This window comes from Pseudomonas sp. REB1044 (assembly GCF_038813925.1).
Lineage (GTDB): Bacteria > Pseudomonadota > Gammaproteobacteria > Pseudomonadales > Pseudomonadaceae > Aquipseudomonas > Aquipseudomonas boreofloridensis.
In genome coordinates this window covers 2,601,953-2,627,584 of record NZ_CP046139.1, presented here as the reverse complement: position 1 = coordinate 2,627,584, position 25,632 = coordinate 2,601,953, and the positions used below count along the sequence as shown (strand labels likewise).

Annotated in this window: 24 protein-coding genes and 1 pseudogene; 15 read left to right on the top strand and 10 right to left on the bottom strand. The window is 61.0% G+C overall.

Annotation, left to right across the window (positions count from 1 at the left end; all coding sequences use genetic code 11):
* From GKC70_RS11940 to cprA, 5 genes are all read right to left on the bottom strand, one after another.
* Window positions 1-678, bottom strand: coding sequence for a GntR family transcriptional regulator (locus GKC70_RS11940; RefSeq protein WP_029615162.1), 678 nt, complete (start codon window positions 676-678; stop codon window positions 1-3).
* The gene (locus GKC70_RS11935; protein ID WP_342648741.1) at window positions 675-2,180 is read right to left on the bottom strand and encodes an amino acid ABC transporter permease/ATP-binding protein; all 1,506 of its coding nucleotides are present in this window, start codon (window positions 2,178-2,180) and stop codon (window positions 675-677) included. Before GKC70_RS11935 ends, GKC70_RS11940 begins: the two co-directional genes overlap by 4 nt.
* Window positions 2,181-2,195: 15 nt before the next feature.
* Entirely contained in the window at window positions 2,196-2,765 is a 570-nt protein-coding gene (locus GKC70_RS11930) for a transporter substrate-binding domain-containing protein (RefSeq protein WP_342648740.1), read from the bottom strand.
* Window positions 2,680-3,024 (bottom strand): transporter substrate-binding domain-containing protein, encoded by a 345-nt coding sequence (locus GKC70_RS11925; RefSeq protein WP_342648739.1) that lies wholly within the window; start codon window positions 3,022-3,024, stop codon window positions 2,680-2,682. The genes GKC70_RS11930 and GKC70_RS11925 overlap by 86 nt, the downstream gene beginning before the upstream one ends.
* 211 nt (window positions 3,025-3,235) lie before the next feature.
* On the bottom strand, window positions 3,236-4,393 hold the full coding sequence (gene cprA, locus GKC70_RS11920; RefSeq protein ID WP_342648738.1) for a cationic peptide resistance protein CprA: 1,158 nt from the start codon (window positions 4,391-4,393) through the stop codon (window positions 3,236-3,238).
* Window positions 4,394-4,821: 428 nt separating this feature from the next.
* Between cprA and GKC70_RS11915 the strand changes: the two genes are divergently transcribed.
* The gene (locus tag GKC70_RS11915; protein ID WP_342648737.1) at window positions 4,822-6,288 is read left to right on the top strand and encodes a hypothetical protein; all 1,467 of its coding nucleotides are present in this window, start codon (window positions 4,822-4,824) and stop codon (window positions 6,286-6,288) included.
* Window positions 6,269-6,982, top strand: coding sequence for a hypothetical protein (locus GKC70_RS11910; RefSeq protein WP_342648736.1), 714 nt, complete (start codon window positions 6,269-6,271; stop codon window positions 6,980-6,982). The genes GKC70_RS11915 and GKC70_RS11910 overlap by 20 nt, the downstream gene beginning before the upstream one ends.
* A gap of 211 nt (window positions 6,983-7,193) precedes the next feature.
* Here the strand turns inward: GKC70_RS11910 and GKC70_RS11905 are convergent, their stop codons facing one another.
* Window positions 7,194-8,219 carry an IS110 family transposase gene (locus tag GKC70_RS11905; protein WP_342648735.1) on the bottom strand — a complete coding sequence of 342 codons (1,026 nt, stop codon included), beginning with the start codon at window positions 8,217-8,219 and terminating at the stop codon, window positions 7,194-7,196.
* Between the two features lie 59 nt (window positions 8,220-8,278).
* Here GKC70_RS11905 and GKC70_RS11900 point away from each other — a divergent pair, with 59 nt between their 5' ends.
* Window positions 8,279-10,885 carry a hypothetical protein gene (locus GKC70_RS11900; protein WP_342648734.1) on the top strand — a complete coding sequence of 869 codons (2,607 nt, stop codon included), beginning with the start codon at window positions 8,279-8,281 and terminating at the stop codon, window positions 10,883-10,885.
* On the opposite strand, the gene GKC70_RS11895 is transcribed toward GKC70_RS11900, so the two are convergent.
* Window positions 10,869-12,116, bottom strand: a complete 1,248-nt coding sequence (locus GKC70_RS11895) for an IS256 family transposase (protein ID WP_342648733.1) — start codon at window positions 12,114-12,116, stop codon at window positions 10,869-10,871. The two genes, GKC70_RS11900 and GKC70_RS11895, sit on opposite strands and share 17 nt — an antisense overlap.
* An 81-nt stretch (window positions 12,117-12,197) precedes the next feature.
* On the opposite strand from GKC70_RS11895, the gene arfB reads away from it, so the two are divergent.
* Window positions 12,198-12,611 (top strand): alternative ribosome rescue aminoacyl-tRNA hydrolase ArfB, encoded by a 414-nt coding sequence (gene arfB, locus GKC70_RS11890; RefSeq protein WP_342648732.1) that lies wholly within the window; start codon window positions 12,198-12,200, stop codon window positions 12,609-12,611.
* Window positions 12,612-12,722: 111 nt separating this feature from the next.
* Here the strand turns inward: arfB and GKC70_RS11885 are convergent, their stop codons facing one another.
* Window positions 12,723-13,310 (bottom strand): FAD-binding oxidoreductase, encoded by a 588-nt coding sequence (locus tag GKC70_RS11885; RefSeq protein ID WP_342651453.1) that lies wholly within the window; start codon window positions 13,308-13,310, stop codon window positions 12,723-12,725.
* On the opposite strand from GKC70_RS11885, the gene GKC70_RS11880 reads away from it, so the two are divergent.
* Both GKC70_RS11880 and GKC70_RS11875 read left to right on the top strand, forming a co-directional pair.
* Window positions 13,291-13,791, top strand: coding sequence for an IclR family transcriptional regulator (locus tag GKC70_RS11880; protein ID WP_342651452.1), 501 nt, complete (start codon window positions 13,291-13,293; stop codon window positions 13,789-13,791). The genes GKC70_RS11885 and GKC70_RS11880 overlap by 20 nt on opposite strands.
* Window positions 13,779-13,898 (top strand): hypothetical protein, encoded by a 120-nt coding sequence (locus GKC70_RS11875; RefSeq protein ID WP_342651451.1) that lies wholly within the window; start codon window positions 13,779-13,781, stop codon window positions 13,896-13,898. The genes GKC70_RS11880 and GKC70_RS11875 overlap by 13 nt, the downstream gene beginning before the upstream one ends.
* Window positions 13,899-13,934: 36 nt before the next feature.
* On the opposite strand, the gene GKC70_RS11870 is transcribed toward GKC70_RS11875, so the two are convergent.
* Window positions 13,935-14,852 (bottom strand): LysR family transcriptional regulator, encoded by a 918-nt coding sequence (locus GKC70_RS11870; RefSeq protein ID WP_342651450.1) that lies wholly within the window; start codon window positions 14,850-14,852, stop codon window positions 13,935-13,937.
* A 94-nt stretch (window positions 14,853-14,946) separates the two neighbouring features.
* On the opposite strand from GKC70_RS11870, the gene GKC70_RS11865 reads away from it, so the two are divergent.
* The 7 genes and pseudogenes from GKC70_RS11865 to aepX all read left to right on the top strand — a co-directional run bounded on the left by GKC70_RS11865 (window position 14,947) and on the right by aepX (window position 23,083).
* Window positions 14,947-16,152 (top strand): MFS transporter, encoded by a 1,206-nt coding sequence (locus GKC70_RS11865; protein ID WP_342651449.1) that lies wholly within the window; start codon window positions 14,947-14,949, stop codon window positions 16,150-16,152.
* A 15-nt stretch (window positions 16,153-16,167) separates the two neighbouring features.
* Complete coding sequence (locus GKC70_RS11860) at window positions 16,168-16,992, top strand: hypothetical protein (RefSeq protein ID WP_342651448.1); 825 nt, start codon at window positions 16,168-16,170, stop codon at window positions 16,990-16,992.
* Between the two features lie 102 nt (window positions 16,993-17,094).
* The gene (locus GKC70_RS11855) at window positions 17,095-18,315 is read left to right on the top strand and encodes an MFS transporter (protein ID WP_342651447.1); all 1,221 of its coding nucleotides are present in this window, start codon (window positions 17,095-17,097) and stop codon (window positions 18,313-18,315) included.
* 216 nt (window positions 18,316-18,531) lie between these two features.
* Window positions 18,532-19,761, top strand: a complete 1,230-nt coding sequence (locus GKC70_RS11850) for a pyridoxal phosphate-dependent aminotransferase (RefSeq protein WP_342651446.1) — start codon at window positions 18,532-18,534, stop codon at window positions 19,759-19,761.
* 119 nt (window positions 19,762-19,880) lie between these two features.
* Window positions 19,881-20,735 (top strand): hypothetical protein, encoded by an 855-nt coding sequence (locus GKC70_RS11845; protein ID WP_342651445.1) that lies wholly within the window; start codon window positions 19,881-19,883, stop codon window positions 20,733-20,735.
* Between the two features lie 30 nt (window positions 20,736-20,765).
* Window positions 20,766-22,150 (top strand): annotated as a pseudogene (gene fumC / locus GKC70_RS11840) (class II fumarate hydratase).
* A 42-nt stretch (window positions 22,151-22,192) separates the two neighbouring features.
* Window positions 22,193-23,083: a phosphoenolpyruvate mutase gene (aepX, locus tag GKC70_RS11835; RefSeq protein WP_342651444.1), complete on the top strand. Its 891-nt coding sequence runs from the start codon at window positions 22,193-22,195 to the stop codon at window positions 23,081-23,083.
* An 84-nt stretch (window positions 23,084-23,167) separates the two neighbouring features.
* Here aepX and GKC70_RS11830 read toward each other — a convergent pair whose 3' ends face one another.
* Window positions 23,168-23,803 (bottom strand): hypothetical protein, encoded by a 636-nt coding sequence (locus GKC70_RS11830; RefSeq protein ID WP_342651443.1) that lies wholly within the window; start codon window positions 23,801-23,803, stop codon window positions 23,168-23,170.
* A 299-nt stretch (window positions 23,804-24,102) separates the two neighbouring features.
* Here GKC70_RS11830 and GKC70_RS11825 point away from each other — a divergent pair, with 299 nt between their 5' ends.
* Together GKC70_RS11825 and GKC70_RS11820 are read left to right on the top strand one after the other, a co-directional pair.
* Window positions 24,103-24,699, top strand: coding sequence for a hypothetical protein (locus GKC70_RS11825; RefSeq protein WP_342651442.1), 597 nt, complete (start codon window positions 24,103-24,105; stop codon window positions 24,697-24,699).
* A gap of 402 nt (window positions 24,700-25,101) precedes the next feature.
* A complete protein-coding gene (locus tag GKC70_RS11820; protein ID WP_342651441.1) occupies window positions 25,102-25,557 on the top strand; it encodes a hypothetical protein in 456 nt (151 codons plus the stop codon).
* The last annotated feature ends 75 nt before the right edge of the window (window positions 25,558-25,632 follow it).

The window sequence follows — 25,632 nt, the reverse complement described above, 5'->3', positions numbered from 1 at the left end:
TCAGGAACGGGGTGGGTGACTGAACAGGTCGAGCAGGGCGTGCTCGGAGTCGTCCAGGTAGCGGGTCATGGCTTCGGCAGCGTCCAGGCGCAGGCCGTCGGCGAGCAGGTCGTGGATCTGCCGGTCACGCTCTAGCCAAGGGCTCTGGAAGTTCTTTTCATCCGGGGCCACGGCGAACACCAAGCGCATCTGCGCTGCGATGTTGGTGAAGAAGGCGTCGAGCAGCGGACTGCGCAGCAGGCCGACGATGTGCTGATGAAAGCGCAGGCTGTGGGTGCCGAAGGCCTGCCAGTCTTCGCGCTCACGGGCCAGCTCCGCGGCCTCGATGGCATCGAGCATGCGGTCGGACTGGTACTCGCGCAGCGGCTTGCTGCCGTGGATCGCCTGCACCTCCAAGGTGCGCCGCACCAGGAAGATGTCGCGCACTTCGGCCACCCCCAGGCGACGGACCATCACGCCTTTGTTGCGCACGTAGGTGGTCAGACCCTCGTGGCCCAACTGGTGCAGGGCTTCGCGCACGGTATTGCGCGAGGCGTTGTAGCGACCGGTGAGGTCCGCCTCGACCAGCGCCATGCCCGACACCAGGCGCCCACCGATGATGTCCTCACGGATTTCGCAGGCCACCTGATCGGCCAGGGACAGGCGCTCGTCGGTCTTTTCCGCGGTTCGATTGCTCATGCCAGTTGCACGTCCTTGAGGAAGCGGCCCATGCGCTCGCTGCGGTTGTCGAGCAACTCGCGCGGCGCGCCGGCCTGGATGATTTCACCGCGCTCCATGAACACCACGCGGTCGGACACCTGGAAGGCGAACTTCATTTCGTGGGTGACGATGACCATGGTCATGCCTTCGCGGGCCAGGTCTTCGATGACCTTGAGCACATCGCCTACCAGTTCCGGGTCCAGCGCCGACGTCGGCTCGTCGAACAGCATCACTTGCGGGCGCATGGCCAGAGCGCGGGCGATCGCCACCCGTTGCTGCTGACCGCCGGAAAGCTGGTGTGGGTATTTGCCAGCGTGCTCGCGCAGCCCCACCTTGCTCAACAGTGACAAGCCGAAGGCGCGCAGTTCGGCGGCACTGGCGTGGCCGTGATGCTGCGGGGCGAGCATCACGTTCTCCAGCACGGTCTTGTGCGGGAACAGGTTGAAGCCTTGGAACACCATGCCGACCTGGACGATGCCTTCCATGTGCAGGCGACTGCCGAGGCTGCCACCTTCCTCATCATGGCCGCGCAGGAACGGTGCGCCGCACAGTTCGACCTGGCCGCGATCCAGGCCTTCGAGCCCATTGAGCGTGCGGATGAGCGTCGTCTTGCCCGACCCCGACGGCCCGATGATCGATACCACTTCGCCGAAGCGGATATCCAGGTCGATGCCCTTGAGCACCTCCAGTGGCCCGTAGTGTTTGCGCGCACCGAGCACACGCATGGCGAACTCGCCGCGCCGCGCGGGGCTGGCACGGGGCGCCGGTGCGGCCTGCGCCGTGTCGTCGGCGACCACCTTGGGCAAGCGCTGGGTAACGTCCAGGTAGCGCTCCAGGCGGCGCAGCAGGTAGCTGAACACTGTCACGATCAGCACGTAGTAGAAGGCCACCGCGAGCATGGTCTCCATGACCAGGAAGTTCTGCGTGTACAACTGCTGGCCGACCAGCAGGATCTCCGATAGAGAAATCACCGACACCAGCGAGGTCAGCTTGACGATGGTGATGTACTCGTTGGCCAAGGTCGGCAGCGCCACGCGCAAGGCCTGGGGAATCACGATCAGCCGTTGCACGCCGGTATAGCGGATGCCCAGCGCCTTGCCCGCTTCCAGTTGACCCTTGGCCACCGCCAGCAGGCCGCCGCGATGGATCTCGGCGATGTACGCGGCTTCGCTCAAGACCAGGGCGATCAGGCCGGCAGCATAGGGGTTGGACAGCAGTACGCTGGTGCTGGGAAATACCTGGGGCAGGTTATAGACGAAGATCAGCAGCACCAGCAGCGGCAGGCTGCGGAAGAACCAGATGTACAGCGCCGCACCACGGTTCAGCGCGCGGTGGCGAGATTGCCGTGCCAGGGCCAGCACGAAACCGAACACGATGCCCAGCAACCAGGTCTCGACGCTCAACTCCACCACGGTGCCGACCGCTTTCCAGAAGTCGCCGTTGACCAGCAGGCCTGCGGCGTAATCCCAATCGAATTGCATGCTTGACGCTCCCGCTTACTGCGCTGCCGCTTGAGGGTTCTGGCCCAGGGCCTGGGCCACTTCGGCCGCGCTCGGTTCAGCGAGGTTGTAGCGGCTGAGCAAGGTCTGGTATTCGCCGCTGGCCTTCATGTCGGCGAAGCCTTGGCGCAGCTCGCTGAGCAGCGCCTCGTTGCCCTTGCGCACGGCCAGGCCGATGACCACGGGGTAGATGAGTTCGTTGGAGCTGATCAGCACACGGCCCTTGAGCTTGTCGGCGGTAATGGCGGCCACGGCGGCGTCTTCGAACTGCACGTCCACGGCCTTGGCCAGCAGCGCCTGCGCCGCTTCCGGCGAGGTGGGGAATTCACGCGAATCAATGGCCGACTGACCATTGGCTTCGCAGTGGCTCTTGGAAAGTGCCATCAGCTTGGGAATCCACGAGCCGCCCTTGATCGAACCAATGCGCTTGCCACACAGGTCTTCTGGCCGTTGGGGCGGAAGCTGTCGCTGGCACGTACCATCAGCGAGGCGCCGCTCTTGAGGTACGGCAGGAAATCGACCTGGGCCGCGCGCTCGGGGTGACGTACAGCGCCGACGCCACCACATCGAAGCGCCGCGCGTTGACCCCCATCACCAGGTTGGCGAAGCGGGTGTCCTGGAACTGGGTGGTCAGCTTGAGGTGCGCGCCGAGCAGGTTCATGAACTGCGGGTCGAAGCCAGCAGGTTTGCCTTGATCGAGGTAGGTATAGGGCGGGTAGGTGAGGTCCGAACCCACGGACAGGCGATCGGGTTGCAGGGTGCCGTCGGCGGCCTGGGCGGCAGCGCTGAGGGACAGGGCGAGGGTGAGGACGGTGGCTCGGGACATAAGGGCTGCTCCACGTGTGATTGTTCAACAATCGTTGCGGAGTGGCTAATCAATAGACGTGCCAACTATGAGTTTGTGCCCGTTGACAAGGATGATTTCGGCAGCGTGGTTGGAAGGTCGCGGGCGGGCGTGCACGCTTTTCGCGCATCCGTATCACCTCGTGAAACACCTGGGTGCCGGGGCCGAAGGTTGGCCCCGGTCTGATCAAGGCTTACTTGAAGTCCCACTGCATCTGCGTGGCGATACTGACGCCGCTGGAGGAGCGCACGCACACGTCCAGGTAGTCGGTGAAACGCGGCGCAGCGGCAATGCCCTCGTCGAGCAGGCGCTGATTGTCGAACAGGTAGTTCAGGTCGGCGAAGCCGCTGTACAGGCGCAAGGCGCGCAGTACCAGCCGTGGGTTGGCCGGGCCGATGCGCGACTCGAAGCTCACTGCCAGCTCCTTGAGGCTGTCGACGTCGATCTTGCGGTAGCGCTCGCCCACCGGGTCCGCACCATTGGCCAGGGCGAAGGCACGGTCGATCTCGGCGAATGTACAGGCCGAGTCATGGCCGGCCGAGATGTGGTACAGGTCGTGATTAAGGCGCGGCTTGAGGGTCAGGCCGATCAGGGCTTCGGCGCAGTAGTCCACCGGGATCACGTCGATCTGTTCGTCCAGCCCGCAGGTGAAGCTCTCCAGGGCGAAGCCCATGCGGAACACCCAGAAGATGCTGCCAGAGGCCTGGCAGCCCAGGCTGCGGTGCCCGACCACGATCGAAGGGCGCGCCACCACCAGGGGCAGGCTGGGCAGGTTTTCGCGCATGCGTCGCTCGATCTCGGCCTTGGAGGCGGTGTAGTCCACCAATTGCTGCTCGGCCTCGGGGAACTCCCACGACTCGCTGATCGGCGACTCGCGCTCTGGCCCGCAACACATGGCGGTACCGACATGCAGGAAGCGTTTGAGGCGCCGCGAGCGGCTCATGACCTCGGCGAAGGCGAAGGTGCCTTCGACGTTGACCGGCCAGATGGTCGGGTTCTTCGAGAAGGAAGCGACGGCGGCGCAGTTGATCACGCGGTCCACCGTCATCAGACGCGGCGTTTCGCGCGCCAGCCAGGTGGTGTCGAGGAAGTCCCCGCAAATGATCTGCTCGGCGCGCAGCGCCATGCGCTCGGCCAGGCCGACGCCGTGCTGTTGCAGGTTGGCGCGCAGACGCTCCAGACCCTGTTCGGCCTCATCGGCACGCACCAGGAACATGAGCTGCGCAGCCTGGCCGCTGGCGATCAGTTGAGCGACGACCGACCCGCCCAGAAAACCGGTGGCGCCGGTGATCAGGATGCATTCGGGCAGCGTGGTAAAGGTGATGGGTTCACCGGTGGTGAGCATGTTCATAATTATCCTCAAGGGCGAGTAGGCCGCCGTTGAATGATAAGTGTGCCGTTCGGAACACGTAATGAACTTAAAGTCATCCGTACGTTCAGTAAAAAGTTACGCCCCAGGCGCACGGTGGCGTAACTGCGGCATTCAATCCGCGGCTGACAAGGTGCGTGGGTTAACTTCAGATGAAAGAAAGTTTACCAGCCACCAAACCACTTCCCCTTGTAAACGCGCAATCGTCCTGGCGCTTCTCTGCGAGATACCGGGAGCCAGGCCGAACAGCACCTAGAAGCGCTTGGCCTGCCCGCTGCGTAAAACGTCCCCGTCGCCTGATAACTTTGTCAGTTGTGGCCTGTCTCTGTGCGCCGTTCAATGGCCCTCATCTCTCGAGCGCTCAGCGCACCCGATCACCTGGGCTACATCCCTTCACGGAGGCGCGTGACATGACCCAGACTTCGAAGACCGAAACGCGGCACGACCCTTACCTGATCTCCACCCAGCCCGACGGTTTGCTCCCCGATATGACCGATTTTTCGCTCGAGCGGGTCGGCAGTGTCGACGGCGGCTGGTGTACCAGCAGCACCCTCAAGGCAGGCCGCGCACTGGCCGAGGGCGAAGTCTTGAGTGCGTTTCTCATCGACCGACTCGACGGCGATATCCGTCGTGTCGATTACTCCGCACCCAAGGCCCAGCGCGCTGCCAAGCAGTGGCCCAAGGCATTCGCCGATCATCTGGCCGCCGCAGGTGAGCCGATGACCGCCGGGGGCTGGAGCGCGGACAACGTCTTTTCGACGGCCACCGAGCCTCTCAGGCTGTGGAGCCCGGCGCGCTACCGCGCGTTCAGCAACGCACCGTTCGCCGCTAACCTGGTGCAGGCATTGGCCTGCGACGACGCCTTCAGCCTTTCGGCGGGTGCAACGCTGTGCCTGCAAGTGCGCGACCTGACCTCTCAGGCCCTGTACGAGCAGCACTTCTTCACCGCGACGGCCGAGCAAGCCGGGACGAACTGGTCCAAGGCGTTGTGCGAGCAGGTCAACCGTGACAGCCGGGTGCTGCGGGCGGGTGTCCTCGACACTTGCACCGTGACCCCCGCCGAAAACGGCAATGCCTTTTGGGTGCCGCAGTGCGCCGAACTGTGTGTGACCCTCACCGAGGCGCACTGGTGGCAAAGCCAGACAATCGAAGGCGGGCAAGCCCTCGATGACGCTCAGCCAATCCAGGCGTGGGTCTACGATGGCTTTTCCCATCGCCTGCTGGCTCACCATCAGTGGACACCCAGCAAGGCCCAGCGCGCCTCAGGCAAGTGGCTCGGCGCCTGGGCGACTGCGCTCAATGGCTCACCGGTATCCGCCTTCCTGCGCGCCTCGACGCATAACCCTCAGGCCGGCCAGGCCGATGAGGCCGACAACCTGTTCCTGTGGCAACGCGGCGATGCACTGCGCATTTTCACAACCCTGCCCGACGCCGTCGGGCGCCAGGCAGGCCCTCACCTATCCTCGGCCTGGAAGGCTGACGCCGGGCACGCGGTGCTGATCACGATTCGCCATCCGTTCAGCCACAAGTTGCTGCACCGTGCCCTGTTCAAACCCCAGGATGCCAACAAGGTCAGTGACCGGGCCAGCTGGTTGCAGGCCTTGGCCGATTTCCTCAAAACGCAGGCCTGGCCGGAATTGCGGATCGACGCCGGCGACCAACCCCTGACCGTACCCCGTTTCAGCGAGCTGCACGTACTGCTGGAGAACGTCGGCGATGGCAAAAGCTGGAGCGACGGCGACTACGTCAAGTACCTGCTCGAGAACGACGACTGGCCGGGTCGCCAGAGCGCCGAACAGGCTCGGTTCACGCTGGCGGCCGGCGATGGCACCGTGCAGATCGACGTTCAGGCGCTCAATGGGGAGCTGGAATTCTGAAAGCGCGCGCGACAAGACCATGCTGACCGTGGGCCATGTCGGCGCCTTGCACCCCAGCCACTTCTGGCACGGCGTGCAGGCCGTGGCGTTCACGCCGTCGCCGCCGATGGACGGGTATGAGGCCATCAGCTTCCTGTGCGAAGACTACGGCAACACCAACCACTCCGAAGTCTTCGACACCAGCCATCACGACCGCACCGGTGTGGACGAACGCAGTGGCCTGTTCCACGCCCATTATCCAATCGCTACCCTGCAAGGCCTGCGTGGACTGGGGCCAGTATGCGACCTGACCTTGCACTACTCGGCGCTGCGCGGTAATGAAGCCGGCCTGGGCGATGGATGGGCATGGCGCTTCTCCAGCATCATCACCAGCTCCGTGCAGGAGATCGATCACCGTGTGCTCACCCTCGCCGAGGGCAGCCCAGTGGTGTTCAACGCCGAGCAGTGGGCCCAACTGGGGGCAGGCAAAGCCGTCAAGACCCCGGCCTGCCGGGTGACCAGCAACAAGGACTACAGCACCTTCACCGTGGAGTACCCCAGCGGTCGTCAGGAGATCCTCAGTAAACCTTCGGCGCCGGGCAGCGACGAGGTTGAACCCAACGATGCCTTTCGCAAAAAAGTGCTTGAGGCACTCAAAGCCATCAAGAAGAAATCTATGGTCACCCCCTTTTTTGCAATACTGATCATTGGGTGAAATGGATGGCTTGCGTAAATCTATCCGGCGTCGATTGGGCTGGTATCCCGCGCCACGATGAGTATTCGCACCTGGCGATCCTAATAAAGTAAGCGGCTTCTGAGAGCCAATTTTTCTTCCAGGATCATCGCCAGGCCGATCGGCCGTTTATTTCATCCGTTGTTCAGCTATCGCAAAACCTGATGGTAAAACTCGGTGCAGCACAACGGGGTCAGGCGTTCAGCGCGCCTGGCTCCGTTTCATATTGCGAGTGTCGAGTGGCAATGGCCCACGCGATGCGTGCCAGTTTGTTGGCCAACGCGCAGGCCACCACGTTGGAGTGGCGTCGTGTTGATAGCGTACGTACCCAGTCGGCCAATGGGCCACTCTGGTACTTCAAACGAAGCATGTAGACACGGGCGCAGAGCACCAGCAAATGCCGAAGGTTCTTGTCGCCACGTTTGCTGATTCCCAGCAAAGTCGGCTTGCCGCCGGTGCTGTATTGCCTGGGGACCAAGCCTACGGATGCTGCAAAATCACGACTGCTGCCGTACTGCCGAGCATCTCCCATTTCTACGGCCAGCAGGCTGGCGGTGATCTGCCCGACACACGGAATAGTCAGCAAGCGACTACCCAGATCATCGTCAGCCAGCTGGCTTGCCAGCTCTTCATCCAGCAGCTTGATCTGCTCGGTCAGGTAGACGAAGTGATCATGCAGGCGCTGCAGCAGTGCGACGAGGCGTACAGGCAGGTCGTGCTCTTCAAGCACTGAAGCGAGGCGTTTGATCACCGCCAGTCCCGTTGGCAGGCTGACGCCGAACTCGAGCAGGAAACCATGCATCTGGTTCACCGTTTTGGTCCGGTCGCGAATCAGTGATTCACGCATCCGATGAGAAACAGAGAGCGTCTGCTGCTCAGGCGATTTTGGCGTCACAAAGCGCATGGAAGGTCGGGAAGCGGCTTCACAGATGGCTTGCGCATCGACAAAGTCATTCTTGTTGCCCTTGACGAAAGGCTTAACGAACTGAGGTGAAATCAGCTTTGCTTCATGCCCTATCGCTTTGATTTCTCGCGCCAGGCAGTGTGAGCCGGCACAGGCCTCCATCACTACCGTGCAAGGGGGATGATTGGCCAGAAACCGCATCATCTGCGGCCTTGAACATTTCTTGCGCAACACTTCTTTGCCGGACTTTTCCTGGGCGTGTAGGTGGAAGGTATGTTTGCCGATGTCGATGCCGATCAGGGTCACGTTGCTCATGATGACGGTCTCCGAAGTAAAAACACCCTACGAAAGCGTACGCCTCGTAGGGTGCCGGGGTGACCACCTCATTAAGCAAGCCTGACTTCCCGAAATTCCCCAGTCACTGGACACAGTGGGTACTGATGGCGCTGGCCCCGGATGTGTATAGAGGTGCAACGGTCATCGATTACACCGAAGCCCTGAGCGCATGGTCCGAGCACGCCAACACCCACGAGCTGAACAGGCGTATCGCCCTGTACGAACGGCCGTTCGTGCAGCTATTGCCTTCACGCATCGTCTCGCAATATGGCGAAGCGCTGGATCTACAGTGGAAGCGCCAGAACGGCCAATTCCTGCTGATGAGCATCAAGAGCGGCGAGTCCGCGCTGTTCAGTGCGCAGTACCTCAGTCCTGAGGCCAAGGCGGGCAGCCAGGTGAAGATGCAGCTGTGGTCTGGGAGCCCGGAAGCGTTCGAGATCGAGCTCAGGCTCGAACACTACCTGCTGCGCACGCTCAAGCGCGTGCAAAAGGGGGCCGTGTTACAGCAGGTGGAATGCGGCTACGACGACGACCCGACCCTGGACCGCGTGCTGTGCCGCCTGCAGGAACAGGACGGGTCGGTAGAGTGCGTGCAGTACGTCAAGCAGGATGCCAAATTGAAAAGCTCGCCTGCCTTGCCGCGCGTGGCCTTGCATGCGCTGCTGCCGGGCGCGGGTCAGCAGAACCATATCGGTCGCTACACCTATACCGGTAGCTACCAGCACCCGGATGACCAAGTTTTCATTGCCGCCGTGCAAAGCGGTCCCCACGCCGCCGTGACCCATGAGTTGCATGCTTTTGGCCTTGATGAGGAAGGAAACCGCACGCCGCTGTTACAGGGCGCGGGCTCTGCGCAGTCCCATTGGTTGGAGTTTTCACTGGGTGATCCGCACACCAAGACCACCTTTCGCTATACCGGGTGGGGGGATGAGTTGGTTGAGATCATCGAGCGAATGCTGCTCAGGATAAACGGTAGCCAGATCGAGGTGACCGCAAAATCTGCACCGGTGGAACGCAAGACGGCGGTGTTGCAATTGTTATGGCGGTATTCGACCAGGAATCGCAAAAAGCTGGCGAGCGAAATCAAGCACCTGCTGAGCCTGTCTCCAAAAACCCAGCGCGCACGTCTGGGCAAAACCGTAGACGCCACCACCATCGTGACCAACGCTCAAGGCAATCCCCTGCGCCTGCGGGTCAAAGGCTCGCACTCCATCCACTACTGCTATTACGGGGACGAGACGCAAAATCAAATTGTGCTGAGCGGCGTGGAAGGCCTGGGCGGGCTACCGAAGCTGGCATGTCCGTTCGTACCGGAATACGCCAGTGCGCCATTGATGGCCGAGTATCAATGTGACGGCTATGGGAATCCTCAGGGACTGAAGCTCTACGGCTACCGGAAAGTCAACCGCGCTGACCGCGATTACCTGGAGTTGGCCGAGGTGGTGTTGGTGGAAGGGGTGCGTGGCACGCTGACCGACGATACGCTCGACAAAAGTGCCACGTGGAAGCTGACCGGCGAACATGCGCTGTGGCATCAGATCAGCACGTCCGTCTCGCAACTGACCATGAGAGTGACGGCGAGCGGAGACAGCAAGGTTTTCGATTGGTCGATCACCCAAAAACAGACCACGTGTGCTCACAACCAGCGCCTGACGCTAACCAACGCTCAGGAGTTTGTCGACAATCCCACGCGGCCCGGCATTCAGGTGACCGCCAATGCAACCACCGCAGCAGGCACGGCCCGAGTGAGTAAGGAAGTTCGCTCACGCCACAGCCGGCGCGCACTGGAAAAAATCGAGAATGGCGTGGAGACGCATTGGGAGCGCGATGCGTCAGGGCGGGTAACTCGAGAAACCGGCTATGTGCTGGCTTCTGGCAGCACGGGCAAGACCGCGAAGCAGGTGGCCGATGAGGATGTCTCATCAATCTACAGCGCCGATGGCAGAAAGGTCGAACGCACGCATAAGGATGGTAGTCAGAGCCTCTCGCACCTTGACGGCCTGCAACGGGCATGGCGAACCGCATGGCGCAAGGCCGCCAACGCTGCCTATGTACCCTTGGAAGAGCACCGTTTCTCAGGATTGGACGAATCCTCGGCGGTTCAGACCTGGGCCTGGGATTATCTACCGGGGGGACAAGCAGTCTGCAAGGACACGCTTAGGCGTGAGTTGGCGGGTAGACAACCGTGGTTGGCGCAGGAAGGTGTCGCAGTGGGGAATCTTCCTGTTACCCATGGACCGGATGTTGCACAGGTATCGGTTAATTTTGCTAAAGATATCTTCCCGCAAAAAACGACCGCAGTTATATTTGAAAACTTAAATATGGCTCGCGAGATGCCAATTGAAAATAGAATTAATTATGTTTTTAATCTACTATCAAAAACACTCCCTAAGAAAAATCTTGAGAAATCGAGATTAAAAGTCGCACTCGGGCATATATTAAGAGGGCCTACCTCGTCCTCAAGCGATAACTTCAATGCCTGGCTTACTTCCATCCTGGAAGAATCTTCAGAGAGGGATCACAATTATTTAAAAGACTTTGGAAAGATCGAGCTGACCCTGAAATCGGAGAGTGTCAGATTTTTTGTGTGCGGGCCGATAACGGCCTGCCGTCAGGCTGGCCATGCTTTTACCAGGTCGGCCTGATAAATCGATCTCCGTACAGCATCGCGAATTGATTCATCGCATTCTTCCAATCATGGGCCGCTGAGCCCCAGTTTGCCGTGATGTTCCGCAGCCCCAGCCAGATCAGCTTGGTGGCGGCCTCATCCGTTGGGAAGTGACCACGCGTTTTGATGATCTTGCGTAGCTGGGCGTTGATGCTTTCGATCGCGTTGGTCGTATAGATCACTTTTCGAATGCCCGACGGGAAGACAAAGAATGGAATCACTCGATCCCAGGCTCTTCTCCATGCCGCAACTACCGTTGGGTACTGTTTGCCCCAAGGGCCGTTTTCAAAGGCATCCAGTGCCTGCTCAGCCGCCTCGGCGTTGATGGCCTGATAGATCGGCTTGAGCGCTTTGGCCAGATCACGACGCTTATCCCACGCTGCATAATCGAGACTGTTGCGGATCAAGTGGACGATGCATGTTTGCAGCGTGGTGGCCGGAAACACGGCGCTTAGCGCATCTGGCATCCCTTTGAGGCCGTCGGTGACGGCGATCAGCACATCCTCAACGCCGCGCGTCTTAAGGTCATTGAAGACCTTCATCCAGAACTTCGCACCTTCGGTATTTTCGATCCAGATCCCGAGAATATCGCGCGTCCCATCGGGTAGAACGCCCAGCGCCAAGTAAATCGCTTTGTTGCGCACAAGCCCTTCTTCGCGAATCTTGACTCGCAGCGCATCAAAGAAAATGACCGGGTACATCGGCTCCAGCGGCCGCTGTTGCCACGCGCCGATTTCCTCCATCACCTCGGCCGTGACCGAACTGATGAAGTCGTGCGAAACATCCGTTCCGTACTGTTCAGAGATGAATGCGCGAATTTCCCGAACGGTCATGCCTCGGGCATACATGGCGATGATCTTGTCATCGAAGCCGGTGTAACGGCGCTCATGTTTGGGAATCAGGATGGGCGCAAAACTACCGTCTCGATCACGGGGGATATCCAGCCGCAGCGGCCCCTCTCCAGTCAGAACCGTCTTGCCAGTCCTGCCATTGCGCTGATTGGTTTCATCCTCTGGACGCTGCGCGCCCGGCAGATACCCCAGATGGTGACTGAGCTCGGCGTTCAAGGCCCGTTCGATCAGCGCCTTCTTGAATGCCGCAGAGGCATCTTCGATAGCCTCCGCAGTCATCAGGCCCTCACCGAACTGCTCAAGCAGCTCCTTGGGGATTTTTGGTAGGTCACGCAGGGGTTTCTTCTTGGTTGGCATACATGCACCTCTTGCTCATGTTATGCCCGAACACAAAATTTCTGACATACCCGATAAGGTGGCAATCACGAGGACTCAGCGATGTTGACCATTTCGAATACCGTGCATCTGTCAGATGCCGACATCGAACTCACTTATATTCGTGCACAAGGCGCCGGTGGGCAGAACGTCAACAAGGTGTCCAGTGCTGTACACCTGCGTTTCGACATCCGCGCCTCGTCCTTGCCCGAATTCTACAAAGGGCGCCTGCTTGCACTGCGTGACAGTCGCATCACCGCCGATGGCGTGTTGATCATCAAGGCCCAGCAGTACCGAACCCAAGAGCAGAACCGTGCGGATGCATTGACGCGTCTTGCCGAGCTGATCGTGTCTGCGGGCAAGACCGAGAAGAAACGCCGCCCCACCAAGCCGACGCTGGGTTCCAAGACCCGTCGCCTGGATGGCAAGGCCAGACGCAGTACCGTCAAGGCGGGTCGGGGCAAAGTGGATTTCTAACCCTGCGCACGGCAGATCGGGTTTCAGTGCGCGCTCGGGATCGCCCCGGACGCGATACAGGCAACGCCCGAGCACGCCCTGCTTTTCACCGCCACACGGATGCCCGCCTCATCAAGCGATGGCATCCAGCATCCGATACCAGGCTATCCCCGCGCCCAGGTACAAACGCTGGAGGCTGTGGAAGGGGATCGGATCCACGCGGGTAATGGGAAACGGTAAAGCCTGGGTCGTGCCGAGAATGCGTTGCGACAGGTGCTTGGCCAGCGTGGTGGACATGGCGATCCCTCGGCCGTTGTAACCCAGCAGAATGCTCAAACCTGGCTCGGGTTCATGCACGTGCGGGAGGAAGTCCCGGGTTAGGCCCACCCTTCCACTCCAGTGATGCTCGAACCCAACGCCCTGGAGCTGAGGGAACACAGAGATCGCCGCACGCTTGAGCGGGTTGAAATCGTTCTGGGATTTCGGTTCTGAGAAAGGCCCGCGCCCGCCAAGCAGCGAACGTCCTGCCGCATCCTTCTTGTAGTACAGCAGGAGCCTGCGTGAATCCGAGCAGACCTCGCCTTGCGGCAGAATCTGCTGGGCGATGTCCTCGGGCAGCGGCGGGGTAGACACGATGAAGCTGTTGGCCGCGATCACGGTTTGCTTGAGACCCGGCCATAGATCGTCGGAGTAGCCATCCGTGAGAAAGAACGCCGTCACCAAGCGATTCCAGCTCACTGCCGAGATCATGGAGATCGGCTACAACTACCTCGCCTCCAACACCCTGGTGGATGTCGCCAATCCCTTCCTCGCAGAGTTGGCCCAGGTCACCGGTGAAACCACCAACCTCACGGAACCGGTCGGGCAGGACATGATCTACGTGGCGCGCTTCGTGGGCCCGAAGTTCATTCCTATCCATCTGCCGCTGGGCAGCCGCATCCCGATGTACTGCACGGCCTCGGGCAGGGCTTACCTGAGCGCGCTCGACCAGGCGCAGATGCTCGAGCGCCTCAAGGGCTGCGAGCTTGTCCAGCACACCCACCAGACCTTGACCACCCTTGAGCAGATCTTCGAGCGGATCGAGCAGGCCCGCAGAAATGGTTTCGCCACCAACTGTGAGGAGCTGTTCCTCGGGACATGGCGCTGGCGGCGCCAGTGCGCAACAGCGACGGTATTCCGGTGGCAGCCGTGCACGTGGTAGCGCCCACCAGCCGCTGGACGGTGGAGGACGCCGAGCGGCGCCTGGCACCGGCCGTGCTGGAGTGTGCGCGCGCGATCACCACGTCGATTCGAGCGTTGCAGCTTTGAGCAGGCACCAGCTTGTTTAGCGCCCCACGGCCCGGACTAGAGCCCGACTGCTGGGGCTCTAGCCTGCAGCAGTTCGTCGAGCACGCCCATGAAGGCGTCCACCAGCTGGCTGCGGCCCTGCTTGCGCGTCAGCACCAGCAACGGCGCGGTGGCGGAGGGGTCGGCGAGCGGGCGATAAGTGACGCCTTGTTTCGCCAGGGCCTGGGCACAGCGTGGCACCAGGGCAACGCCCTGGCCGGCGGCGACCAAGGCGATGATCGAGGTGATTTGCCGGCCGCTGGGCCCTGGACGCACGGGTAGGCGGTCGCGTCGGTAGAGTTGCTCGATGGCTTCGTTGAGCCCTGAGCCGTAGTCGGCCGGAAACAGAATCAGCGGATGCTCACTGAGCTCGGCCAACGTCACCTGTGCCTGCGCGGCCAGCGGGCTGTCGCTGGAGATCGCCGCCACCAGCGGTTCGTCCCCCAACGAAAGTGACTGGATGTCGCTCCGCTCGCACGGCGGCTGCATGCGGCTCATGCCGATGTCGATGCGTCCGTCGGCGATCTGCGACCACTGGCTGACCGAAGCACCTTCCACCAAGGTCAATTGCACGTCCGCAAAGCGCTGGGCAAAGGCCTGAAGTGCCTGGCTGAACAGGTCCGAGAGTGCAATGGAACTGGCGTAGCCCAAGGCCAGTTGCCCGGCACGCCCTGCCGCCAGCTTGTCGGCCATGACCTGGGCCAGCTCCACCTGCTCCAGCACGGCCCGGGCGTACGGCAGGAAAGACCGGCCCTGGGCGGTAAGGGTCACGGTGCGGCTGGTGCGGTCGAACAAGCGGAACCCCAGTTCGGCCTCCATGGCCGAAATCTGCCGGGTCAGCGGCGGTTGCGCCAGGTGCAGGCGCAGTGCGGCACGACCAAAATGCAACTCTTCGGCGACTGTCAGAAAGTAACGCAACTTGCGTAGATCGAGCATCCTGTTCCCTAGGTATTGATCGGTCCGAATTCGGTATTGGTCCTGGTCTGTCGACATATCTTATAAAGCCCGCTGGCCATAAACGAGATGTTGCATGAATTCGCGTCAACAGCGTGCACGCCTCGCCTTGTTTCTGTGTGGCTGTGCGGCATTTCTCAACCTGTATGCGACCCAGGGCATTCTCCATGAATTGGCCCAGAGTTTTCACGTGAGCGTCCGGCAAGCCGGCTGGAGCATCACCGTCACCACCCTGGCGGTGGCGGTCACTGCGCCCTTTGTCAGCCGTTTGACCAAGCGTTTCGATCAGCGCCAGGTAATTGTGCTGGCCGCGCTGGCGCTGGCGTTGCCGGCTGGCTTGGCGGCCTACGCCGGCAGCTTTTCCCAACTGCTGGTCTGGCGACTGCTGGAGGGCGTGCTAATTCCAGTGGTGTTCGCCACCAGCGTGGCCTACATCGGCGACCGTTGGCGAGGTGGTAGCGTGACCGAAGTGACCAGCCTGTATGTGGCCGGCACCGTGCTGGGCGGCTTCGCCGGACGCTTCATCACCGGACTTATGACCGAATACGTAGGCTGGCGCGAAGCCTTTGCCTTGCTCGCGGGCCTGAGTCTGCTGATCGGGGTGGCCATTCATCTGCTGCTGCCGGCCAATCCGCCCCTCGCAGCACCCCGCGCCACCGCAGGCCTCAGCGCCTTGCGCGAACTGTGCCGGCGCCCCTTGCTGGCGGCTTATGGCGTGGGCTTCTGCGTGCTGTTCTCGCAAGTGGCGACGTTTACCTATGCCGGTCTGTACCTGAGTCAGGCGCCGTTCGAACTAGGCGCCGCTGCGCTGGGTGCGATCTACAGTGTGTTTCTGGTGGCCTTGGTGGTGACACCGATCGCCGGACGCCTGAGCAAATCGCGGCCACAGGCCGAGTTGCTGGTGATCGCTGCGCTGCTCGGGGTCTGCGGTTCGGCCCTGACCCTGCTGCCGTCGTTATGGCTGATCGTGCTGGGCCTGGCCTTGAGTTCCACTGGGGTGTTCCTGGCCCAGGCCGCCGCCAACGCGTTCACCACCGCCACGGCCCGCCACAACAAGGCCGGCGCCGTGGGCCTGTACCTGACCTGCTATTACCTGGGCGGCAGCTTCGGTGCTGTGGTTCCGGCGTTGCTCTGGAGCCGTTGGGGCTGGCAGGGCTGTGTCGTGCTGATCGTGGTGTTCCAACTGCTGTCGCTGCTGATCGCCTGGACCGGCTGGAAGCCGCTGGTGCCGCAAACCCCGCCCCCCGAACCGTCGACCCCTAGATTCATCATCCAACAATAAATGCGCGAGGTGACCATGAATAACGTACTGACCCGGCAGAGCCAGTTGCTGAAGATCGTCGAACCCGTTTTGAACGACATGCCGGCCGGTGTCTTGAAGCATGCGCTGTTCGAAGCGTTTTGGAGCGAAGAGGGCGCCCTGGTGGACATCGAGCAGGCCTTCGAGGTGCTCACCTCGCGTCGCCACCCGCCGGCGGTGCTGCGCATGTTCTTCGCCAGTTGGTCGAAGACCAACAACTCCGCTACCAGCGTGTCAGGGCTGGCCAACCGCATCACCTTGCTGGCCCGCTCCGATCAGGGCTCGCAAGCCGCCGACGGCCTGTACCGGGCCTGCGGCAGCCTTCAGCGCATCACCGATGAAGACCTGGGCGCTCTGGGCAATACCCTGCATTCTGACCTGTTCTACAACATGGCCACGCCGATCTGCGGGGATGACCAGTGGCTGCTCAAGGAAAACTGCCTGCCCTCGGCCCAGCACTTCAAGGACTGGACGGATTTTCGCCGCCTACGTGATCGCGACCTCCTGCAGGGCTTGCTGACGACACTGATCCACGAGGTCTATACCCACGGCGAAGTGGAGTTCATCCACCCACTGTACAAACAGTGGTTCGTCCGCGACATGGGAGTGCCAGCTGAGAAAGCGCGCGCCACCGTGGCCTGGGTCACGGTGCATACCGGCGGCACGGAGAGCAATCATTTCGCCCATGCGGTGGCGGCGGTCAACGAGTTCGTCGAGGCCATGCAGGTGCAAGTCGATCCGCAGGCCGCGCGGCACATATTCGCCGAATACCTGCAGCACAAGGCTCAAGTCATGCGCGACTGTGCCCAGCTGTTGCATTGATGGCTACGGCCTGGCCCTGGCAACGGGGCTTCTGGCAGACCCCGGCTCGCCTATCCTCTGGGTGATTGGCCCTTTCTTTCCCTTTTGCAGTCTGTCTTGACCATGAATGAGCTGAAATCTCTTGCCTCCTCCGAGGCATTGCCCGCGGCCGATGTGTCGGTGCGCCGCCGTTCCCTGGTGGCAGGGTGCGGTGCCCACGCTGTGCATGACGGCCTGACTGACGTGATCTATGTGCTGCTGCCGATCTGGCAGTCGCAGTTCGCCTTGAGCTACGCCCAGATCGGCCTGCTGCGCGGTGCCTATTCAGGGATGATGGCCGGCTTCCAGTTGCTGGCCAGCCGCGGCGCCAAGCGTTGGGGGCGCGAGCGCCTGCTGGTGGGCGGCACTGCCCTGGCCGGGCTGGCATACGTGCTGGCGGGACAGGCCGGAGGGCTAGGCGTGCTGCTCTTGGCGCTGCTGCTGGGTGGCCTGGGAGCCAGCACCCAGCACCCGCTGGCGTCCTCGATCATCACCGACACCCACGAGGCTGGGGGTGGTGTCAAGCAAGCGCTGTCCCAGTACAACTTCGCCGGAGACATCGGCAAAACCCTGATTCCTGGGTTGGTGGGGCTGCTGCTGACCGTGATCAGCTGGCGTACCAGCGTGACGCTGATCGGCCTTCTGGGGCTGGCCGCTGCGCTGGCGCTGTGGTGGCTGATTCCATCGCGCACGGTGACCCTGGCCATGCAGCAAAAGGCGCCTAAGACGGTCAAGGGCCAGGGCTCGGTCGGCGGCCTGCGTGCACTGATCCTCACCGGCACCCTCGACAGTGCGGTACGCATGGGTTTCCTGACGTTCCTGCCGTTCCTGCTCAAGACCAAGGGTGCTGGCACCGCCGGTATCGGCCTGGCACTGACCCTGCTGTTCGTCGGTGGCGCTTTCGGCAAGCTGCTGTGCGGTTACCTCGGGGCGCGCATCGGCATGATGAAAACCGTATGGATCACCGAATTCACCACCGCCAGCCTGATCGTGCTGGCGGTATTCCTGCCCTATGTGGGGTTGATGGTGATGCTGCCGCTGCTGGGGTTGGCGCTGAACGGTACCTCGTCGGTGCTCTATGGCGCGGTGCCGGACCTGGCGGGGGCGGGCAAGCGCGAGCAGGCATTCTCGTTGTTCTACACCGGCACAATCGGCGGCGGTGCACTAGCCCCGATGATGTTTGGCAGCCTTGGCGACGTCACCGGAATTCCTTTGGCAGTGATGGCCCTGGCCGCGACCCTGCTGCTGACTTTACCGCTGTCCTGGTACGTGCAGCGTGGCCTGGACGACGACGCTCGGTCTTAGGCTGAGACCGGCAGTGCAGGCTCGGTGCTGGCGTGGTAGGGCCTGCTGCAGGGTGTGTTTTTCCAGTATCAATCACGACACAAACGGTATTGGCGCTTTTTGCGGCTGTCATCAGACTGTAAGACGACCAGCCTGGACCCGCTTTTCAGGTTGCCGGGGTCGCAGGGGTACAAGCTTGGGTCACTCTGTCTTCCGATTGATTTCGCAGGTACAAAAATGACAAGCAGCGAAGCCACGGTCAGCCGTTTTTCCTTGTCCCAGCGTGCGCTGGGCCTCAGTGCTCCAGGCACCTCGAGCATGCGCAGCAAAGCCAACGCCTTGAAGGAGAGCGGCATCAAGGTGATCAATTTCGCTGCCGGCGAATTGTCCTTCGATGCCTGCGAAGACATGCGCGCCGGGGCCACCGAAGCCATCGCCAATGCGCGCAACCGCTACACCCCGCCCATCGGTCTGCCGGCCCTGCGCGAGAAGCTCGCACAACGGGTCAGCCAGCGCACAGGCGTGACGTTCACGGCTCATGAAGTGGCGGTCACGGCTGGAGCTAAGCAGGCGCTCTATAACGCCTGCATGGTGCTGCTCAACCCCGGCGACGAAGTCGTAGTGCCGACGCCATACTGGGAAACCTTTCCCACGCAGATCCGTCTGGCCGGCGCCACCCCGGTGTGCGTACAGACCCGCGCCGACCACTACCGACTGACGGTGGACGCGGTGCGTGGCGCGCTCACCGAGCGCACCCGGATGATCGTCATCAACACCCCCAACAACCCCACCGGCACCGTCTATGAACGCGAGCAACTACTGGCCATCGCCCAGTTGGCTCGGCAGCGACAACTGTGGGTGATGTTCGATGAGTGCTATCGCGGCTTGGTACGCGAAGGCCATGAGCACTCCAACATCCTGGCGCTGTGTCCGGCCTTGAAAGGGCAGACGGTGCTGATCGATTCCTTCTCCAAGAGCCAGGCGGTGACCGGCTGGCGCGTCGGCTATGCCTGCGCCCCGGCGCCAGTGATCGCGGCCATGCACAACCTGCAGGGGCACACCACCTCCAACCCGAGCAGCCTGTCGCAATACGCAGCGCTCAATACCCTGAATGCCGATTCGTCGCACTTCGCCGACCTGGTCAACCCGTTCCTGCAGCGCCAACTGCACGCCGCACGTACCTTTCTGGACCGCCTGGAAGGGGTGAGCTATGCGCCGCCGGAGGGCGCGTTCTACCTGTACATCGATGTCTCCTCCAAGCTCGGCGGTTACTACCACGGCGAACCGGTGCGCGATGTGGATCACCTGGCGGATCTGATGCTGACGGAGGCGCATATCGCCGTGGTACCCGGCTCCGGTTGCGGTGACCCCCACTGCATCCGCATTTCCTACGCCGTGGACTATGAGGAGTTGATCGAAGGCCTGGGCCGTTTCGCCCAGTTCATTTCGATGATCGTCATCGACTGAAGCGATTTTCGCCAACCTGTTCCCAGTGGGACCGAGCCCGCTCCCGAGCCACCAAGGCCGGGCCGGTGTCGTGCAGCTTGTTGTCCGTGAAGTGAAAAACAATGACAGGAGAGAACAACATGGAGAGTTCCCGCAAGGCGTTCGTCGGCTATGTGCACCAGGCTCTGGTTGACGTCGAGGACCGCAACTTGGTGGAGGCCCTGCTGACGGGCTTTGAGAACCACCCCGACAAGCTGGACGGCTACTGCTTGACCTACCAGCACCTGACCTCGCGCACGTGGTCCGAGGACTCGCTATGCACCTTCTTCTGTGGCTGGCGCAGCCCGGATGGCGCAGCCCACGCGGTGTCCAGCATCATCGTGCGGCTACTGCAGGCCGGCGAGGAGCTGTCTGGGGAAGACAACAAACTCAAGCTACTGGAGGCGGCCCGGCACTGCGGCGAGATCATCGTCGAAGACGTGGGCCTGGGTGAGATGCATGGCCATCCCCATCATTCCAAGCTCTACCACCGCATGGCCTCGGCGATCTGCGGCTCGGACAACTGGCGCTTGCAGGACAAGTACCTGAACCCCATCACCAAGGAGTTCTCCACTTGGGTTGGCGAAAAGCGCCCGCTGGCTCCGAACCTGGTGGAGGCCTTGGAGATGATGGCCCTGACCGAGCTCTTCAATACCGGCGAGTACAACCTGATGACGCCGCTGTGGAAGAACTGGCTGCGCGAGTGCCGCGGCTACCCTGCCGGGGAGGCCAACCGCATCGCCAGTTTCCTCAGCGTTCACTGCGGCCCCGTCGAAGCCCGGCATTTCCGCCACGCCACCGAGGCCTTGAAGCTGTACACCCAGGCCATCGGCCAGCAGATCGACTACCGGCGTATCGCAGCCCTGTCCGATGAGTACGTGCTGCGTGCTTGTCAGCACCTGGAGAAGATGGCCAGCGTACTCAGGGAAACAGCGCCGGCCGAGCAGGGCGCCTGACCCTCAATCATCTATTGGAGTACTACCCACATGCGCGTCGAATCCGATTCCATGGGTTCCATTTCGGTACCGTCCAACAGGTACTGGGGAGCCCAGACCGAGCGCTCCATCCACAACTTCCCCATTGGCCGTGCACGCTTCCAGTGGAGCGCACCGATGATCCGCAGCCTGGGCATCCTGAAGAAGGCCGCAGCCCTGGCCAATCTCAAGCTTGGCGAGCTGCCGCAGGCCATTGCGCTGCCCATCGTCCAGGCGGCCGATGAAGTCATCAGCGGACGATTGGACGAGCATTTCCCATTGGTAGTGTTTCAGACCGGCTCCGGCACCCAGTCCAACATGAACGCCAACGAAGTGATCGCCAACCGGGCCATCGAGCTGCTCGGCGGCGAGCTGGGCAGCAAGCAGCCGATCCACCCCAACGACCACGTCAACCGTGGCCAATCGTCCAACGACACCTTCCCCACGGCGATGTACATGGTGGTGGTGACGGAGGTCTTCGAAACCCTGCTGCCGGGTGTGTCGGTGCTGCGCGACACGCTGTCCGAGAAGGCCGAGCAGTATCGGTATGTGGTCAAGGTCGGGCGCACTCACTTGCAGGACGCCACCCCCATCACCCTGGCCAGGAGATCGGTGGTTGGGTCGAGCAGATCGACCATGCCTTGGCGGCCATCGAGCGCAACCTCACCGGACTCTACGATCTGGCCATCGGCGGCACGGCAGTGGGGACCGGGCTCAACGCTCATCCGCAGTTCGGCGAGGAATGCGCCCAGGCCATCGCCGAGCTCACCGGCTACCCCTTCAGGTCCTGTGCCAACAAGTTTTTCGCTTTGTCAGCCCACGATGCCTTGGTCAATACCTCGGCGGCGATCCGCACCTTGGCCATGGCCCTGATGAAGATCGCCAACGATGTACGCTGGCTGGCCAGTGGGCCGCGCTGCGGCATCGGCGAAATCGACATTCCGGAGAACGAGCCGGGCTCCTCGATCATGCCGGGCAAGGTCAATCCGACCCAGTGCGAGGCGTTGACCATGGTCTGCACGCAAGTGTTCGGCAACGATGCCACCGTGGCCTTCGCCGGCAGTCAGGGCAATTTCCAGCTCAACGTCTACAAGCCGGTGATGGTGCACAACGTGTTGGAAAGCATCACCTTGCTGGCCGAGTCATGCCGGGCTTTCAACGACCACTGCGCGGTAGGCATCGAGCCGAACCGCGCGCGCATCGAGACCAACATCGAGAAGAACCTGATGCTGGTGACCGCCCTCAACCGGCACATCGGCTATGACAAGGCCGCGATCATCGCCAAGACCGCTCATCACGAGGGCAAGTCGCTGCGGGAAGTGGCCCAGCAGTTGGGCTATGTCTGTGCGGCGGATTTCGACCGCTACGTGGTGGCCCTGGACATGACCCACCCCTGAGCGAAGCCGGTGTTCCCCAACCACAAGAGGCGTGTGAATCCCATGCAGGAAGCTGATAATCGCCGAACCCTCCTGAGCCAGCTGCTGCGCCGCAAGCGCTGCCTTCGTGTGCTCGAGGCCCACAGCCCCATCTCCGCCTTGCTGGCAGAACAATCCAGGCTGGAGCAGGGCAGCGGACCGAGTCTGGTCTACGACGCCATCTGGTCCAGCTCCCTCACCGACTCGACCCACAAAGGCCTGCCGGACATCGAGATCCTCTCGCCGAGCAACCGCTTGCACGGTATCCGCGAAATTTTCGATGTGTGCTCGCTGCCGATGATTTTCGACGGCGATACCGGGGGCAAGGCCGAGCATTTCGCCATCCACGTGAAGATGCTGGATCGGGCCGGGGTATCGGCGGTGGTGATCGAGGACAAGTGCGGATTGAAGAAGAACTCGCTGTTCGGCAACGCGGTGAGCCAGTCGCAGGACTCCATCGACGAGTTCTGCGAAAAGATCCGCGTAGGCTGCGCCAATCGCAGCCACGAGGATCTACTGATCATCGCCCGTTGTGAAAGTCTGATCCTCGACAAGGGCATGGACGACGCCATCGAGCGCAGCCTCGCCTATGTCGCGGCCGGCGCCGACGGCATCATGATTCACAGCCGCAAGCAGGACGGCCTGGAGGTCCTCGAGTTCGCCCGGCTGTTCCGCCGCCAGTGCCCGCGAGTACCGCTGATTTGTGTGCCCACCAGCTACGCGCACTTGAGCTTCGACCAACTGGAGGAGGCCGGCTTCAACGCGGTGATCTACGCCAACCACATGCTGCGCAGTGCCTACATGGCCATGCGTGATGTGGCGGCAGGGATTCTCGAACATGGGCGGACGCTGGAAGTGGAACCGCGGTGCCTGGGGATCGACGAGATTCTTGATTTGGTGCCGGGGACGCGTTAGGTCGTGTGGGCGTAGTGATGTTGCAGGAAGTGGGGAAGGGCGACGCCCCCTATAGGGGGGCGTCGCAGCCTGCACTGACGCCCGTTACTCGCGGAACAGCCGCTCGTGAATCCAGCCATTGTTCGTCAATACGAAGGCGCGCTTTTCGCGAATGGGTTTTTCCTGGCTGGCAACCATGCGTTTGACGTCGCTATTGACGTCCATCAACGCCGGGGTGGAGGCCCACTTGGGCAGATCGTCGACCTTGTAGGTGTAGGTCACCTCAGAAATCCGGTGGCCCATCATGTCCCCAGGCTCGCTGAACTGCTCAATCTTGTCGACCTTTGCGCGGCCGATGCACAGGCCTGGAATGACGGTGCCATCAGGCTTCGTACGCGCGTCATCTTTGAGGTACTTGCGGCCTTCGTCAGTGAGTTCGTACCGATATTTGATTTCGGTATGGGCTTTCTGAAAGATGTTTTCGGGATAGTCTTTGCGAGACGTCTCCACGGCTGTCAGCACCCCGACCTCGGCCAAGGCATTCAAGGTCTTGTTAGTGCCGTAGACGTCGAATTCCTGGGTGTTCATCGGGAACGTCGATGTGACCAGGCACTCTGGATAGGCCTTGTCGAGCCAGGCCTGCGCGGCTTTTTCGAAGTTTTCTTCGGAGGCTTTCTTGGGGTCCGAGCAGCCGACGAGTGCAGTGATAACGATGGCTAAAGGGAGCAGCATGGTGCGCATTGCGGAGCGTCCTTGTCAGTTGGGATGGACCGGCATCCTGCCAGTGACTGGAATACCGGATGCGGGGTTGGAGAGATTTGCGTTGTGATGGTTCCGTGGGGACGGGAAAGATCTGGTTCTAGGCACAGTTGAGCGGGAACTTGTTTACTTCGTGCCGCCGCGTTTGGTTGACGCTGGTAGATAACTAAACTAAATGAATATTTAGTGTAGTTATTGCTAAATGCTATATCCCCATTGCAGCCTTCAGGGTTCAGCTATCTGGCCTACAATCGCTGTTCCCATTACTAGGAAGTAGGGTCATGTCTAAGCCACTCGTGTTTCTCGACAACTGCACGTGGAATTTTCTTTACGCTAAGCAGGTAGATCTTTTGGCTGAACAAGGGGATGAATACAGCTTTACCGTCAGCGCTCGCGGCTTTCTGGAGATTCCACGGCTCGACCATCCTGATGAGTCTGTCAGACTCATCGGCCTCTATGCTCATGAACAACTAAACCGTCTCGCAGCTCAGCCCGCTAATCGATTTGGTTTTGGCTCTCTTGGTGAGGATGCGCCGTTAGGCACAGCCGGTTTTGGCAGCCTGGAACCAGACGGAACGGTCACTGGCGGTGGCTATTTTGGAACTCTGGAAGGCCAAACTTTTCGTGATGACCCAACCTTGCACAAGAAGATCGGCGGCTTATCTGGTGTCAAGAAAACGAATAGTGGACTTCTCAAGAATGAAACTGATGTTGACTATGGTGAGTGGTCGCTTGATTTCCCGTTGATCACTGACAATCTTAGGGATTTCAAAAATGCCAAATATTTGATCAACATCAAGGATTGGCAGCATGGTCCATTTGGTGATTTTGTCACCTCAGAATTGCTCCGGCTCTCATTCCCAGTCCATACAGCGTAGAGCGGTCATGAACAGCGGTGGCCAGCAGCTAACTGAGCGTTGCCTAGATCACTGGGCCGCCGCTGTTCATGATCGCCGTCAACCGAAGGGCGACAGCTAGATTTCTGCCCAGCCACATCCCGATAGCCTCATACGATGGTGCGCATAATGTATATTATGTTAAATTACATAATGACCGCCTAGTAAAGACGACTTCTCTGATGGGTTCGCCTCAAGGCATGCGTTAACGTGCCCGTCCAATTTCGGCCCAATCAAAGGACAGTCCGTGCCCAATACCACCCCAGTTACCACCTATGCCCCTGACCAGCCAGACCAGAGCATCCCCCGCAGACAACCGAAGACCGCCCGTTCTATGTCGTTTCCAGAGGTAAATTCCTTACGCTCTGGATTCTTTCATTTGGCATGTACCAGCTCTACTGGGCTTTCGCGAACTGGAAGCAACTCGAGCGCAGTACCGGCGAAAAGCTGTGGCCGATAGCTCGCGCACTGTTCTCGGTGTTTTTCACTCATTCCCTTTACCGTGAGGCCGATACTCACCTCAAGCGTAATGGCAGTGATTTTCGGTGGAATCCCATGAAACTAGCGACCCTCTTCGTGATCGTCATGCTAATCGCTACATTAGCCGAAGTTTTGTCGAGCCATAACATTGGTCTCCCCATTGTTGAACTACTGAACCTAGGGCTGCTGCCGGTCACTGGCTGGGTCACTTGGCTAGGCCAGCGTGGACTGAACGCTGCTGCTGGCGACCTCGAAGGTCGCAGCAATGCGCAGTTCACGCCTCTAAACTATGGGTTCATGATGCTTGGTACGCTGTTGCTGGCGCTGGCGTGCTTAGGGCTAATCCTGCCTGCGGAGTGATCACTTAAGTTAGTCAATTGACGGGGGTATGTCAGAAATTTTGTGTTCGGGCATAACATGAGCAAGAGGTGCATG

Excerpts from the sequence above, each read along its gene's own strand:
- GKC70_RS11940 (WP_029615162.1), bottom strand. The coding sequence starts at position 678 with ATGAGCAATCGAACCGCGGAAAAGACCGACGAGCGCCTGTCCCTGGCC.
- GKC70_RS11935 (WP_342648741.1), bottom strand. The coding sequence starts at position 2,180 with ATGCAATTCGATTGGGATTACGCCGCAGGCCTGCTGGTCAACGGCGAC.
- GKC70_RS11930 (WP_342648740.1), bottom strand. The coding sequence starts at position 2,765 with ATGTGGTGGCGTCGGCGCTGTACGTCACCCCGAGCGCGCGGCCCAGGT.
- GKC70_RS11925 (WP_342648739.1), bottom strand. The coding sequence starts at position 3,024 with ATGTCCCGAGCCACCGTCCTCACCCTCGCCCTGTCCCTCAGCGCTGCC.
- cprA (WP_342648738.1), bottom strand. The coding sequence starts at position 4,393 with ATGAACATGCTCACCACCGGTGAACCCATCACCTTTACCACGCTGCCC.
- GKC70_RS11915 (WP_342648737.1), top strand. The coding sequence starts at position 4,822 with ATGACCCAGACTTCGAAGACCGAAACGCGGCACGACCCTTACCTGATC.
- GKC70_RS11910 (WP_342648736.1), top strand. The coding sequence starts at position 6,269 with ATGGGGAGCTGGAATTCTGAAAGCGCGCGCGACAAGACCATGCTGACC.
- GKC70_RS11905 (WP_342648735.1), bottom strand. The coding sequence starts at position 8,219 with ATGAGCAACGTGACCCTGATCGGCATCGACATCGGCAAACATACCTTC.
- GKC70_RS11895 (WP_342648733.1), bottom strand. The coding sequence starts at position 12,116 with ATGCCAACCAAGAAGAAACCCCTGCGTGACCTACCAAAAATCCCCAAG.
- arfB (WP_342648732.1), top strand. The coding sequence starts at position 12,198 with ATGTTGACCATTTCGAATACCGTGCATCTGTCAGATGCCGACATCGAA.
- GKC70_RS11870 (WP_342651450.1), bottom strand. The coding sequence starts at position 14,852 with ATGCTCGATCTACGCAAGTTGCGTTACTTTCTGACAGTCGCCGAAGAG.
- GKC70_RS11865 (WP_342651449.1), top strand. The coding sequence starts at position 14,947 with ATGAATTCGCGTCAACAGCGTGCACGCCTCGCCTTGTTTCTGTGTGGC.
- GKC70_RS11860 (WP_342651448.1), top strand. The coding sequence starts at position 16,168 with ATGAATAACGTACTGACCCGGCAGAGCCAGTTGCTGAAGATCGTCGAA.
- GKC70_RS11855 (WP_342651447.1), top strand. The coding sequence starts at position 17,095 with ATGAATGAGCTGAAATCTCTTGCCTCCTCCGAGGCATTGCCCGCGGCC.
- GKC70_RS11850 (WP_342651446.1), top strand. The coding sequence starts at position 18,532 with ATGACAAGCAGCGAAGCCACGGTCAGCCGTTTTTCCTTGTCCCAGCGT.
- GKC70_RS11845 (WP_342651445.1), top strand. The coding sequence starts at position 19,881 with ATGGAGAGTTCCCGCAAGGCGTTCGTCGGCTATGTGCACCAGGCTCTG.
- aepX (WP_342651444.1), top strand. The coding sequence starts at position 22,193 with ATGCAGGAAGCTGATAATCGCCGAACCCTCCTGAGCCAGCTGCTGCGC.
- GKC70_RS11830 (WP_342651443.1), bottom strand. The coding sequence starts at position 23,803 with ATGCGCACCATGCTGCTCCCTTTAGCCATCGTTATCACTGCACTCGTC.
- GKC70_RS11825 (WP_342651442.1), top strand. The coding sequence starts at position 24,103 with ATGTCTAAGCCACTCGTGTTTCTCGACAACTGCACGTGGAATTTTCTT.
- GKC70_RS11820 (WP_342651441.1), top strand. The coding sequence starts at position 25,102 with ATGTACCAGCTCTACTGGGCTTTCGCGAACTGGAAGCAACTCGAGCGC.